We start from the raw sequence: 14,275 nt of genomic DNA, 5'->3' as shown, positions 1-14,275 counted from the left end.
TTTCACAATATATACTTGCTCATTTTTTTTAAAATAGCAGCACTAATCTTTTCACTTAATTCCTGCATAACTGGGTCATCGGTTAAATTATTAAACTCATTAGGGTCCTTTTCTAAATAGTAAAGCATTGAGTGATCTGCATTAGTTTTAGTCCTTTCTCTATTCGGTATAATGATGTTTTTTGCACGTATCTCATATCCATTGGGCGCTCCCATTGTAAATTGATACGCTTTCCCAGATGTACTCATATCTTTGAGTTAAGGCATCAAGTCAGAACCCGACAATTTAGAAGGAGGTTCGACACCCGTTAACTCACAAAGTGCTGGAGTTTATTCTAGGAAATGAATGGGAGGCTTTCCAGGCCAACCCATTATATTTTCAGTAAAGAACATAAGGAATTTAATAATCCGGGTTCTGTTCTAATACAGCGTCAGAATTCACAATGATATCCCTATTTGGTATTGGCCATACATTTTGGTGGTCAAAAATTTGTAGTGATCCGTAAGTACCGTTGTGCACCGGGTTAAATTGACGAACCCGTTCTACAATAGTACCTGTTCTCATTAGCGTAAGTAATCTTTCCTCTTCCACAAATAACTCTCTTGCCCTTTCATCCAAAATGAATTCCATAGTTACATCGCCACCCGTTATAAGAGGCGCTGATGATCTGGCCCTTAATTCATTAATATCATTTGCTGCAGCATCAGGATTCCCATTAAGTAAGTAGGCTTCTGCTCTTAACAAATAAGTTTCTGCCAAGCGCATCACATAACGATCGCGATGAGAATTGTTAGCTTGGTTATCAACCACTTCCTCCGGGAAATTATCAATTGGTGTACATTTTGCAAAAATAGCACCAGGCCATCGGCGACCAAAAGGAATATTTACACCATCCAAGGCACCACTTTCCACCATGTTTTGACCGAAATAAGACGATGCAGGATTATCAACAACTAAATCGCGAATAACATTATACTCGGAATTGCGTATATCTCCTGGTGAATTTTCCCAAATTTGATCTATTACATAATTTGATGGAGACCACCAGGCAATACCTCTACCACCATTGCGCTTAGTAGGGCCCGTGAATAAATTTACTCCATCATTACCGGTTAATCTCCAATACTGTGCTAATGAGAACCTAGGAAGTAGATCATTAATTTCACCACCTGGTGTAAGAAATTCGTATTGTGATACATAAATAGCTTCTGTATTACCTGAACCTCTATTTTGGTTACCCCTTCGAAACAGGTCCCAATATACATCGCCTGGCTCAGTACTTCGAGTACCAAAACGAACTTTCATTAACTCATAGCCCAAATTATCTATTACCTCTGAAGCTGCTGCTATAGCTTTTGGATAATCTTCGACCACTATATATGCCTCGGATAATGCATGGTATGCTACGCCTTTGGCTATTCTTCCATCTTGCTCCACATCATCTGCTTCCGGCAATAATTGTGTTGCATCTGTAAGGTCATCAATTATTTGCTCCCAAACAGCTTCTGCAGAAGCCCTAACAAAGTCCCTTTTTGGGCTAGTGATTTCTTCCAATACCAATGGTACACCACCGTACAAAATAACCAAACTTCTATAAGCATAGGCCCTAAAAAATTTGGCCTCTCCTATTTTAATATTGCGTTCAGCTTCTGAGGTATATTCAACAGCATCGATCCTATTTAATATTACATTTGCATTATAGATTATTTTAAAATATTTCTCCCAAAAATGTTCAACTTGACCATTTTCAGGCACTATACTATCTCCCCACCCGTTAAGATTAGAGTTTAAATTAAGGGAATTATACCCGCAATCTGTTGTATACTGAAAGGCAAAGGTGCTACCAGTATTAATATCCCCATAGCGGATATCACTAATATTCCTGTACAGTTGTACCACAGCAATATCTATAAGCTGGGGCGTACTGTAAGAATTATCTGAAGTGTACGCGCTAAAAACTTCTTCTTCCAACCATTTTTCTTCATCACACGCAGTGATAAACACGCATAACAACACTATATATACTATATTTTTCATTTTAGTTTTGCTTAAAATTCAACATTTAGACCCACTGAATAACTTTTCAAAAGCGGTATTCCAGCACTAAAACCCTTATTAGCAATGTTTTGCCCGGTATTGTTATTAGTAATTTGTGTTTCAGGATCTTGGCCGTTCCATTTCGTCCAAGTAGCAAGATTCCTCCCTGAAACAAATAATTTCAGCCTGCTCAGCTTTAAAGCATCTAGAATTTGTCTAGGAAAAGAATAGGATAAAGAAATATCCTGTAAGCGAACAAAACTTCTTTGATTATAAATATTGCCACCTAATGAAGAGGCTGCATCCAAACGTCTGTACGTAGCATCGGGATTTTCTGGCATCCAATAATCCCAAGCACCACTTGGCACATTATTACTAGCCAAAGTACCTGAAGTACCCCAATTGACTCCAGCATGTGGTGAGTCATTACCATAATAAAAATCACTGCCTCCCTGGATTGAGTTAATAAAAACGTACAAACTAAGGTTTTTATAAGTAACCGTGTTGGCAATACCAAAACGATAATCTGGATCTCGATAGCCTATTATTTTTCTGTCATCTAAAGAAGAGATATCCCCACTATCATCAAGATCATTCAATTTATAAGTTCCGGGTAAAAAACCGGCCCAGATTGAACCGTCGGCCTCATCAGCCAATTGCCACATACCGATTACCTCATAGTCGTAAATTACATTTTGTGGTTCTCCGATAAACAAATTATCTTCAATAAGATCATCTTCAAGTCCATCTCCTTCTAATCCACCTGCTCCCAAAATAGATTCAATCTTGTTTCTATAACGACTAAAATTTACTGAGGCTTCCCAATTCCAATCATCATTTTTTACTATGGTACTGGAAAGTGTAAACTCCAATCCATGATTAGAAACTTCTGCGATGTTAGTATTTATATCTTCAAACCCTGTAACAAACGGGATATCTATTCCAAAAAGAATATTTTCAGTCTTATTGTTATAATATTCTACATTACCCCTGATTTTAGAATCGAATATCTCAAAGTCTAGTCCTAAATTTGTTCCGGTAGTTGTTTCCCAAGTTAGTTCATTGTTTGGAAGACTTATATTTTCTTGACCTAGAAAGGATTGACTTCCATCACCAAATACGTAATCGGCTTCTCTCTCCGTTTCACCAAGCGTACTATAACGATCAATGCCTCTTCTTCCGGTTTGGCCGTAAGAACCTCTTAGTTTAAGAAAATCCAACCAGGGAGTATCTTTAAACATGCTTTCATTGCTTATAACCCAACCCAGTGCTACTGTTGGAAATACAGCCGTTTTATCATTGGAACCAAAGCCGGAAAAACCATCTCTTCTAACAGTTCCTGTAAAATAATATTTGTTCTTATAATCATATAACAACCTGGCCATGGTGTATAAGCTACTTTCTACCTCCTTCTCTGACTCAATTTCATTTTGAAGAGGATCTCCTGCTTCTAAAAAATCATATCCTAAAAGATCAACGTCATATTGATTACCTGTTGCTCTAAAAGAATTTATATTCCTGTTTTCAACACCGTATAAGAGCGTAGCATTAAAGTTATGGTCTTGTTTAAACGTTTTTTTGTAGGTTAAAATATTATCAAACGTCCAGTCCCATGATTCACCGTAATCTTTGAACCCACTACCTGTAAATCCATTTCCGGAAGGATTAAATCGATAAGTATTCTGGGTTCTGTAGTTATTAGAGTAATTAACCCGGTAAGAGAGCCCTTTTAATGGCAGTTCTATATCTGCATATAAGAGACTAAAGTAGTTTTTGTCAATATTTGAATCATCTTGAGCAATAGTAAGGTAAGGGTTCAGTACAAATCCTTCTGGTTGAGGGATGATTTCTCCATTGCCATCTCTAATTGGCGCCCAAGGCTGTAACTTAAATGGTGTATTAAACCCAGCATCTACTCCCGAATAATCTCCTATGGATAGGAAGCTCTGCGTCCCAATTTTTAACCAATCAGTAATTTGCATATCAATATTGGCCCTAAAATTGTATCGCGTATATTCATCGTTTTTCAAGAAGCCTTTTTGATCGGTAATACCACCTGACACAAAATAATCAATAGTTTCTGTTTTACCACGAATACTTATATTGTGGGTATTAACAAATGGGTCTGCTGTAAACAAGTCCCACCAAGGTGTATCGATCCCATCGGCATAACCTTGGGCTATTTCATTTGTTTTAAAATTACCTTGCCAAACATAATCAGGGTCTACTTCCAGAAAGTCAGGCCCTAATCGACCTCCTTCTGCCCAAAATATATCCTGATAAAATTCTTCGTATTCTGCTGCCTGCATGGGGACAAAAGCACTACTTGTTGGAGACTGAATAGAATAACTTGCATTGTACTCAATGGTTGGCTTAACCGATATTTTTCCTTTTTTCGTAGTAATCAATATGACTCCATTAGAAGCCTGTGAACCATAGATAGCGGCAGAACTCGCATCTTTCAATACATCTATTGATCCAATATCAGCAGGGTTCAAATCAACAAGATTTCCTCTATAAATAATCCCGTCTAAAACGATAAGAGGGGCATTGGCAGCATTTCCACTAGATAAAGTGCTTTGCCCCCTGACAGATATTACAGGGTTTTGTCCCGCTGTTTGGGTGGCACCAATATTAAGACCAGCAACTCTACCTTGAAGCGCCTGTACAATAGATACGTTAGGAAAATCATTTACCTGATCCAAATCGGCACTTGATACTGCCCCTGTCAAATCTTCTCTCTTTACCGTGACTCCATATCCTAGAACAACTACCTCCTGCAAGCTTTCAATGTTCGTGGTCATCTCTACGTCAATAACAACCCTTCCAGCCAGAGGCACCTCCACGTCGTCATATCCCACAAATGAAATAACCAAAATGGCATCATCTGAAACTTTAAGCGTATAATTACCGCTCACATCTGTAATAGTCCCGTTATTAGTACCCTTTTCCAGAACTGTAGCGCCAGGCAGGCCTTCGTCATTTTCATCAGTGACTTTTCCAGTAATGATCACATCGGGAGTAATTTCTTCGTAGACATTAGGCACAGGCAGATCAGATTTTAAGCCTTTCAAAGAAATAGTCTCATTCACTCTCCTTATTGAAGTATGCGACTGTAATGAAATGCTGCGCATCAAGTCACTCATCTTCCAAATACCATCTTTAATTGAAACTGATTTTTTGGACAACTCCTTTTTAGAGTACGCAAAGGAAAACTCAGAAACCTCTTCTATCTCCTCTATCAATTCCAAAAGATTCGAGCCCTGATAATTTAAATTGATATCAATTTCATTGAGCTGCTTGCGCTGGGCCGCTGAATCTGAACCAAATGTTATAGTGAGGGAACAGCAAAAAATCGTTGCATATATCGTCGATTTGGTCATGTTCAAGATAATTTTTCGTAATTTTACATTCATATATTTCAGGTTTTGGTTTATTCTAAAACTTGTTATTCAAAAAAAGCTGAGCCCTTTTCCCCAAAAGCACACTCAGCTTTTTCATTATCAATTTATCTCAACAATTTTTTCTTTTATTTTAAATCGAAATTCATAATTGTGGGACAATATTTTCATTACTTCTTTTAGTGAGGCATTACTGAAATTAGCAGTAATCTTTTTGGTCAGAAAAAGGTCATCACTTACCCTAAACTGCACACCATACCATCTTGAGAGTGTCCTGATAACTGTCTGAAAATCTTGATCGCGAAAAACCAAATTTCCATCAATCCACCCAAAAACGGCATCCTTATCCGGTATCGATTTCCTTTCCAACGTCTTTGACAAAGGGAAGTATGTTGCCATTTGATCAGGTAAAAGAGTGACAGATTCATCTGTCTCACTTTTGATGACCCTGACCTTACCGGTCATGACCATTACATCAATTTCCGATTCCTCCGAATAGGACCTGACGTTGAATGAAGTACCTAAAACCTTCACAGCAATATCGCCCGCATTAATTACGAAAGGTCTCGTTTCATCATGGGCCACATCAAAAAAGGCTTCACCTGATAATTCTACTTGCCTCTTGTCGACTTGAAAGTTCTGAGGATATTTTATGCTGGTTCCTGAATTAAGTTTGACAACTGTTCCATCTGGAAGTTTGACCACTTTTTTCTGCCCCCACTGAGTATTCTTTGACTCTGAAAAAATGAATGCTTCCGAGCCAAACTTTTCAGGATCTTTATCAAAGGTTAAGTACAAGCAAGCTATTGAAACAAAAATCAATGATATGGCGACCGCCAATTTCAAAAAGCTCTTGTTCTGTCTTCTATCCGGCTTGAGGTCGGTACGCAGGTCAGCGTTAATCCTATTCAACAACCTCAGCTGCAACTCCCTTGGGGATTCATCCGTAAAAAGCAAAACTTTGTGATCATCAAACGATTGATACCAGGTGTTTAGCTGCTCCTGTTCCTGTTCTGTCGCAGTGCCTTTCAGCACTTTATCAGCAAGTAGTTCAAGTTGGTTTTTCGTAACTTTTCGACTCATTAATAAAAAAGTCGTAATATGAGCGCCACTTACGTATCCAGAATTAACATTTTTTTAAAAAACTAGAAGAAGAGAGATAATAGAGCAATTAAAAAAATAACCGTATAGTCACTTAAGTCCTTTCTCAAATATTTAAGTGCCTTATAAATTTGAGTTTCAACAGTTCGCTTAGAGAGGTCCAATTCCTTGGCTATTTCGTCGGAAGACATGTCCATTTCACGACTCATCTTAAAAACAAGCTTGCAGCGATCGGGCAAATTTTCAATGCCAACTTTGAATCTGCCATAAAGCTCATTAAATGAAAGTACCTCTGAGGTGTTATTGGTCGAAACCCAACAGGTAGATTGGGCGTGATCTAAATTCACCTGATTCAGCTTCCTTTTACGAATATGGTCTATCACCTTGTACTTCATCGCCGTATATATATATACTTTGAGACCGTCACGAATTTCGAGAGATTGTCTTTTATTCCAGATACCGGTGAACAGCTCCTGAATAACGTCCTCAACCTCGGCCTGGGATTGCAATCTATTGCATCCAATAGCATAGAGAGATTCCCAATAGAGGTTATATATCTGCTCGAAGGCTCGACTGTCACCTTTCTTAAGTAAGATTATCAGACGCGATTCGTTCTCAGTCCTCATCAGATACCAAAATTATATTAGAAAAAAATTTGACCATTATTATGTATCTAAAACAAATGACATGATTTATGAAAATAAAAGGTAGCAACTTTTGATAAATATAACACGTGCACAGGTGTGTCCATATAACTATTTCAAGTTCAGTCTAAAGGATACCCATTTAGATTGTTCTGAGCAAATCCAAACTTCACCTACCAGGATATCCGAAATGATGACCTCATTTTTTCCAGAGAATGTCATTTCACGCCCTTTATTGGATGTTTGCAACGGATCTAGCTGGATCATCCATTTTCCATCGCTACCTGCTTTGGTCTCTTTGGTTTGTCCTGCAAAAGTCAGGGTGATTTTTTCTTTTGGAGATGCTGTGCCCCAGATAGGTACAGCTTGCTTTCGCTGTAAGACCATGTGGTCATAGAAGAGATTGGCCGGCTTAAGTTGCTGGGCAGTAGCTGTACCGACTATCAGAATTGGCACAAACAAAAAGGATCTTTTTATTTGTGCTAAGCCTATGTTGCTCAATTTCCCAATAACAAATCTCACATAGTAAGCTTTACAAATCATTTCTTTTACCTATCTAATCGTCTTGTGCTGTTTGATCCCACAGTCTGTACGGATCGTCATGTTGCACCATTTGTTGGAGTAATAGCGCCTCCATTTCAGCCAACTTGTTGGCGTATTTCAGGTTACTGGCCAGGTTAGTTTCCATTTCTCCGGATTTACCATGCTCGGGCAGATACTCATGTGGGTTTTCTGCTAAATTGAAAAGCTGGGTCTCACGCACTGCCCCATCCATAGCATCATACTTGATTAATTTCCAGTCTCCTTTTTTCACACTCCGCATTCCAGGTTTTGTACCCCCGGAATAAACACCATACATCACTTCCCTTACCGTTTCTTTTTCTCCATTTATGACAGGTTTAAGACTAGCGCCTTCCACTGTAGTCGGGATCTTGATTCCGGCCAGATCACATAAAGTAGGTAGTACATCCAGCAAATAGGCGTTACCCTTTACCCGTTTGCCTGAAGCTATTCCCGGGCCCTTAATAATGAAAGGCACACGCCATGTATGTTCATACAGGTTCTGTTTTCCCATGAGTCCATGTCGCCCGATGGACATGCCATGATCGGACGTGTAGATAATGTAGGTATTATCCAGTTCGCCCATTTCTTCGAGTTTGTTAAGCACTTTGCCTATTTGTATGTCAATATTTTCTGAGCAGGCGTACTCACGCCCGAGTTCGTTGCGTACGGTCTGTTCGTCCCTGTTTTTCCATACACCACTTACCCGTTCTTCATCCCTAAGCTCCGGATGACCATGAAAAAAGGGATGTGCGGGGAGGTAATTATCCTGCAGCGGAGGTTGTTTGGCATTGGCCGGGGGCAGGCTTGATGTATCGGTATGGTTTACTGCTCCGTACTTTGCCAGAAGTTCAGGAGTACCGTCACGGATATCATGCGGGTGTGAAAAACCAAAATAGATCAAAAATGGGTTGGTTTCCTTCGTTTCTTTGCGTTCACTCAAATAGTTGAGTACTTGTTTGGCATGCCAGGCACTTCCTGTTTCTTCTGTTCCTCCCCGCTTGGTGGCATCTTTTACGACAGTAAACTGCTCGTTTGCTTTTGCATAGGAATTACCTTTTTTACAGGTACGCATGGTTTTGTACCCTTCTCTATTAAAAACGGCTGCCATGGACTGCTTCTCCAGACTATCAGGCTCATTTGGGTTTTTAAATTGTCTGTATGAAGGCAAATGCCAAAGCGTGCGGCCAGTCATTATCATATGGCGGGACGGGGTACAAACTGCCCCACTCCATGAACCCATGTGGTAGGCACTTTCAAACACTATCCCTTCCTGGGCCAGCCGGTCTATATTGGGCGTTTCCAGGCTGGATTTTGGATCATATGTTTTCAAGTCAAACGGGGATTGATCATCTACCAACACAAATAAAAAGTTGGGACGCTTTTCTCTTTTCTCCGTTTCTTCCTTACCCGCAGGCCTGCAACATACACTCACTAACCCGAGTATAACGAATACTGAAATAGAGCTAATGTTTATCTTTATCATACTATTTTAATTCTGTCTGTATTTAGTTTCAGCCCTCATTCAATACTCTTTTCTCCTGACGATCAGCATATAATTTCATATGCTTAACCCTGAATTTTTCATAAGCCGTTCGCGGATTTTACTTTTCGGCAGAACGACTAATGTGCTCTCCGCCTAAGTGCTATTGAGTTATTTATGGCTCGTTTCATCCAGTTTATATCATCGGTGGATCAACTAAAATGGGCTTGTTTGTGATCAATAAATAAGATTTCCAATGACTACTTATTGTGAATAAATCTCTTTGCAACCAGAAGTTAGTGGATTACACATTACTTTTTTATTGTATTATAGCTATATTTTAAGGACACACCTGTGCATTTCGTCCTCAACATTTCAACTTTAGCATCGGTCACTCTTGGCTTATTGGCCCGTAAAGAAGAAGGGGAAAACGCTTAGCCTTCTATCATACTTGATCCCTCCATACCCACTGTGTAGAGTTTTCAGTTAGTGTGGCGATTGTTAAACCCTTTTATGCATTTAGAACTTCGTGATGAGAGTTTAAATCACAATAAATCAGGAAGTTTTGTGAATGAGGCAGAGCACCACTATGGTAGAAAATTTCAATAGTTTAAAATTTCATCCAGGTGAGCTGATTCCAGTTTTCTTTCACAAAACCTTGTGGCACACCCGGAGTAGATCTTCCGTTCTCCACTATCTCAGTTATTCTTACTTTCAATCGATCCACAATGCCGGGATGTTGGAAATAGAGGTTTGTCGTTTCTCCGGGATCGTCTTCCAAATTGTAAAGCTCGAACGGTGCTTCTCCGGCTTGTGGCTCGATGAAAGTCGGCTGCAGTGAACCTCCAGAGCCCCGAAGCATATTGAGTTTCCACTTCCCTACCATGGCTGTGTTGTATCCGTTTTCTCGTAATAGCGAAGCAATCGTGGTTCTACCTTTTTCGATCAAACATGGTCCGTCAGCTCTAAGCACTCCTTTCTTTAAGGAAGTTCTCCAGCTGTATCTGCCTGTAAGTAAAGAATATCGGGATGGCGTACACACCGCATCACTGCTATGACCATCAGTGAAAGTGGCACCTTCGTTAACAATTTGATCCATGTTGGGCGTCTTGAATTTCGCCTCCGGATTGAGGGCTGCAACATCTCCATACCCCTGATCATCCGTGTAAATGATGACAATATTAGGTTTCTGGCTGGCTTCTGAGTTCGTTTGAGCATAGCCAAAAGACCCTACAAAAAGAAGTAAGGAAACGGATAGGCATATTTTCATCATAGATTTCCTCACTTTATGTTGTCTCTTAATGAAGTGGTTTCTGTTCCGGGAAAATCTTCAGGAACACTTTGATCTATTTCCCTTCCGGCAAGCCATTGGATAGCCCTTACCATCTCTGTTTGAAAAGCCGCGCACTTCAGTCCTGTTGGTTCTTCCTGGTTTATCCATTGGTGACCTAAGGAGGAATTGTAAACATTTCCTTCCCCATATTTCACCGTCCATTCAATAGGGAAGTTGAGTTGGTATTTTTCGTCTTTGGCATAACTAAGGACGGTGAGGTTTTCAGCAGGCCCCCGGGCATAGGTGTAAATTTCTACATCAGCAAATACCCAGCTTCGGGGCAATCCCTTTTGAATCGGATGGTCTCCTATTCGGGTTACCAAGGCGTCCACTCGTTTTCCATGGCTTGTATCTTCTCCATCTCCTGTTTCCACCACTTTCATTTGTTCGTTATCGTCAATGAGAATGGCTTTCCCAAAGCCCTTTTTCCTCCAGCCCATACCAATCATCTTATTGTATGCTTCCCAGTCTTCAAAGGCATTGTTAGCCGAATGAAAAATGTATAAACCGCCTCCCCGAGCTACGAAATTCTCCAATCCACTACGTACTCTGTCGCTCCACCTCACCGGGTTTTTCAGGTCATTGCAGTTGAGTAAAACCACATCATACACCGAAAAGTCAGGATTCCATTTTTGCAATGTCTCGCTTGGAACCAAATGATCAGGGGAAGTAGTGATATCGGTTTTAATGTCATCGTATTCGTTCAAGATCTTCACGATGAATTGGGTGGTCAACTGCCAATCATGATTTGAAAAACCATCAACGATAAGCAGCCTGATTTCGTCTTTACTGACCTCTTTCATGGCTCCCGCGCTATCCGAAGCTTCGACAATTTTGTGATCACAGTTCAGTCTAATAAATAGGATGGCTATAGTTGATAGAATGATAGGGCTTTTTTTCATGCCTCTTAATGCTTTAAAAATTCTTCGGCAGGAATAATTTCATCCAATTCCCTGATCCTGATATTTCGATAATAGATTTCCGCGGTTTCTGATTGAAATCCGACAATCCCTTCTCCGGGTGAAAGATCAAAAGCCATATTCACTACCTCGCCATTTAACTTATGAATGGCATATTCATGCCCCATGACGATGATCTCACATTGGTTCCATTTGTCATTCACGTCTTGATAATTGGTGGTAGGGGAAGCAAAATGCAGCCAACCTTTTCCGGTATCCAGCTTGCCTCCATCGTTAGGGTGTAGGTACGTGTTCGTTTCATCATCCTGATACCATTTGTATTTGGTTCCTGCTGGCCTGATCAGGTCTCCTGTGTGATTTCTGTTTTTGGTATGATCAAACCGGATCTGGTATTCGATTCCTGTAGGCCAGATCTTATCATCAACGACGTGGTAATACACTCCCGCATCGTATTGCCATTTATCGAAGTTATTGGTGATTTTTTCGCCCCATTTGTATTCAAACCGGAGGATGTATTTGCTGTATTTCTTTTTGGAATAAAAAAGACCGTGGGTTTCATTTTCACCTGTATTCAAATTAAGACTGTCCGGAAAATCCTTAAAAACATGTACCGCTCCATCATCTATGGCAAAGACGTTTTTGGCCATCTCCTCGTCTCCATTTCTCAACTTCAGGTACCACCCCTCAAAGTTTTTACCATTAAATATGGTTTGAAACCCATCAGTATATCTGGATTCTAATAAGGGCTTATAATCCAACCACCCTGCATCTTCATTACCTCCGTTGGTCGCTCCCGTTAACACCCACCATAGCATCCCTGAATCTGAGGTATCAAAAGTGGGTTTTGCGTTTCTGCTGTATAACCATCTTAGGTCATCATTTATCGAGTTCTCCATCCATGAGATATTACCTATTTCGGTGTTCCAGCCAGTTTTGTTTTGATTCGGGAGGTCGTGCGTGGTTACTCCTAGCTTTTTGACATCTTCCCAAGTGTGTGTCATCTGTGGAGGAAAAGTGTGCTCGTTGTTCCACGGTCCATGAGAGATGCAGTGAATGTATTTTCTCTTGGATGGCTCTACAGCATTTATGCACTGCCAAGGCACTTCCATAGGTCCAGCAATACAGAACCAAAGTGGATTATCCGCTGAGGATTTATCTCCTTCTTTTTTAAAGTTGGCTATGAGTTCATCTAGCTGTTTCTGAGAATCGAAGATTTTGTTCGCATCAATGGAAAAGCGGCTTGCCCCTCCTTCAATGCTTTCGAGCATTTCACTATATCTCTCAGGAAGGTTTTTCCCTATATGACAGGAATGGTCAAAGTGGACAAGTTTGGATTTGAACCCTGACGCGTCCAAAATTGCGCAATTCATGGCAACTGCCAGAAAATCATCTTTGTCATAATTATTTCCATCGTGTGATAAAGCGATCCTTCCGCCGGGAAAATTGAAGGGTCTGGTATCTGTTAATGATTTAGTGATTGCCTCACCTTCAGTCAGGTTATTTTGCCCAACTACTACCATCGGAGATGAAAAAACAAGACTTTCGGCACTTACTGCATTGATGAAATATGCCTGGGCTTCTACAGGCAGGCTGACAGATATCGATTTGGAAGTACTTGAAAGATTGGCCTGTGTTTCAATCCATTCATATCCCTTCCCAGACCAGTCAGCGGTATCAACGGTGTAGTACAACCAGGCGCTACTCAGACTTCCATCATATTCATAATTAAATGAAAGCGTATTGTTGTTTTCAAGATTTTGCGAGGTAAACTCAAGCCTTTTATCTCCTGATCCTGTGATGTAATCAGCAAACTGATAGATGTCTTCGGGTTCCCATCCTGCCCTATGACCATGGCGCATACCGGACGCTATGCGTAAGTATTTTTCATTGGCTGATGCCCTATAGGTCTTTGTAAAAGAATTCATACTAAAATGCTTATCGTTCGTCCCGTTCACGTAGAGCGTGGGCATTGATTGAAACGGCACATATAGCGAGGGTTCCCAATTCTCCAGATAAAACTCCTGCTCGTCACGTGTATTTGCGGAGAGTTGTGCAGCATAAAGAGGGGCCTCTTGCAAGTAGCCGCATCCATAAACAGGGATGGCAAAGTCAAAACGATTATCTATGCCGGTAATCACAGTGGTGAGAATACCCCCCCATGATATCCCGGTAATTCCAATATGATCAGTATCTACCTGATTGGTAAAATCAGGGTTCCTGAGCAGACTATTGGCCATGATCACATCGGCCACCGCATGGTAGAACCATTGATCTTTTAAGTCCTTATCTGCATCTCTAAAAAACCCATCACGCCTGGGGCCGGAAAACCCGAAGGTAGGCCATTGGTTATTTTCATCTCTTGCCCCCGGTACGTTTCCCTCCAAAGACATAGAAATGGCAATGTAGCCGCGGTCATTCCATTTTTGCACCCACTTTTCAAAGGCTGTACCCCCTCCACCATGCACACAAACTACGGCGGGCGCCTTTTGTCCTTCCTCAAGTGATGCTGGCACCCCATACCATGCAAAATATTTGGTGGGGTTTCCCATATAATCCAGGCCCTTTATGAGAACTCCTGAAATATTTTCGTTCTCCTTCTCAGTATCATAAGCCTTTGTGAATTCAAAAAACGGGCTATTGAATACACCGCTTTCCACTAATTTTTCTTTAACCCAGGATGGGCCGCTCGTTTGAGCATACGAAAAAGAAGAAATAAATATTATTATTACGATCAGACAGTGTTTCATATTAACATCAGTTATCATTCTATTTATGTGCCTAATCCGGTCCCTTTA

General features: G+C 40.5%; 10 protein-coding genes. All 10 read right to left on the bottom strand.

The genetic code is table 11. The features are described 5' to 3' along the window. Positions 1-2: 2 nt before the first annotated feature. A complete protein-coding gene (locus tag FNH22_RS11960) occupies positions 3-248 on the bottom strand; it encodes a hypothetical protein (protein WP_143398610.1) in 246 nt (81 codons plus the stop codon). A 151-nt stretch (positions 249-399) separates the two neighbouring features. Continuing rightward, the gene (locus tag FNH22_RS11955; protein ID WP_143398609.1) at positions 400-2,037 is read right to left on the bottom strand and encodes a RagB/SusD family nutrient uptake outer membrane protein; all 1,638 of its coding nucleotides are present in this window, start codon (positions 2,035-2,037) and stop codon (positions 400-402) included. Positions 2,038-2,048: 11 nt separating this feature from the next. Continuing rightward, entirely contained in the window at positions 2,049-5,453 is a 3,405-nt protein-coding gene (locus FNH22_RS11950; protein WP_143398608.1) for a TonB-dependent receptor, read from the bottom strand. 87 nt (positions 5,454-5,540) lie between these two features. Continuing rightward, complete coding sequence (locus FNH22_RS11945; protein WP_143398607.1) at positions 5,541-6,521, bottom strand: FecR family protein; 981 nt, start codon at positions 6,519-6,521, stop codon at positions 5,541-5,543. 62 nt (positions 6,522-6,583) lie between these two features. After that, positions 6,584-7,165 carry an RNA polymerase sigma factor gene (locus tag FNH22_RS11940; protein ID WP_143398606.1) on the bottom strand — a complete coding sequence of 194 codons (582 nt, stop codon included), beginning with the start codon at positions 7,163-7,165 and terminating at the stop codon, positions 6,584-6,586. A gap of 129 nt (positions 7,166-7,294) precedes the next feature. After that, positions 7,295-7,639: a hypothetical protein gene (locus tag FNH22_RS11935; protein ID WP_143398605.1), complete on the bottom strand. Its 345-nt coding sequence runs from the start codon at positions 7,637-7,639 to the stop codon at positions 7,295-7,297. 100 nt (positions 7,640-7,739) lie between these two features. Further along, on the bottom strand, positions 7,740-9,230 hold the full coding sequence (locus FNH22_RS11930) for a sulfatase-like hydrolase/transferase (RefSeq protein WP_143398604.1): 1,491 nt from the start codon (positions 9,228-9,230) through the stop codon (positions 7,740-7,742). Between the two features lie 607 nt (positions 9,231-9,837). Then, on the bottom strand, positions 9,838-10,500 hold the full coding sequence (locus FNH22_RS11925; protein ID WP_143398603.1) for a sulfatase-like hydrolase/transferase: 663 nt from the start codon (positions 10,498-10,500) through the stop codon (positions 9,838-9,840). A gap of 8 nt (positions 10,501-10,508) precedes the next feature. Further along, positions 10,509-11,462, bottom strand: coding sequence for a ThuA domain-containing protein (locus tag FNH22_RS11920; protein WP_143398602.1), 954 nt, complete (start codon positions 11,460-11,462; stop codon positions 10,509-10,511). A gap of 5 nt (positions 11,463-11,467) precedes the next feature. Continuing rightward, positions 11,468-14,227 (bottom strand): family 16 glycoside hydrolase, encoded by a 2,760-nt coding sequence (locus FNH22_RS11915; RefSeq protein ID WP_185154194.1) that lies wholly within the window; start codon positions 14,225-14,227, stop codon positions 11,468-11,470. Positions 14,228-14,275 lie beyond the last annotated feature (48 nt).

The sequence above is a fragment of the Fulvivirga sp. M361 genome (assembly GCF_007097395.1).
Classification (GTDB): Bacteria; Bacteroidota; Bacteroidia; order Cytophagales; family Cyclobacteriaceae; genus Fulvivirga.
This window is presented reverse-complemented; position numbering and strand designations above follow the sequence as displayed.

Coding starts and splice junctions, on each gene's coding strand:
- FNH22_RS11960 (WP_143398610.1), bottom strand. CDS start 248: ATGAGTACATCTGGGAAAGCGTATCAATTTACAATGGGAGCGCCCAAT.
- FNH22_RS11955 (WP_143398609.1), bottom strand. CDS start 2,037: ATGAAAAATATAGTATATATAGTGTTGTTATGCGTGTTTATCACTGCG.
- FNH22_RS11950 (WP_143398608.1), bottom strand. CDS start 5,453: ATGAATGTAAAATTACGAAAAATTATCTTGAACATGACCAAATCGACG.
- FNH22_RS11945 (WP_143398607.1), bottom strand. CDS start 6,521: ATGAGTCGAAAAGTTACGAAAAACCAACTTGAACTACTTGCTGATAAA.
- FNH22_RS11940 (WP_143398606.1), bottom strand. CDS start 7,165: ATGAGGACTGAGAACGAATCGCGTCTGATAATCTTACTTAAGAAAGGT.
- FNH22_RS11930 (WP_143398604.1), bottom strand. CDS start 9,230: ATGATAAAGATAAACATTAGCTCTATTTCAGTATTCGTTATACTCGGG.
- FNH22_RS11925 (WP_143398603.1), bottom strand. CDS start 10,500: ATGATGAAAATATGCCTATCCGTTTCCTTACTTCTTTTTGTAGGGTCT.
- FNH22_RS11920 (WP_143398602.1), bottom strand. CDS start 11,462: ATGAAAAAAAGCCCTATCATTCTATCAACTATAGCCATCCTATTTATT.
- FNH22_RS11915 (WP_185154194.1), bottom strand. CDS start 14,227: ATGAAACACTGTCTGATCGTAATAATAATATTTATTTCTTCTTTTTCG.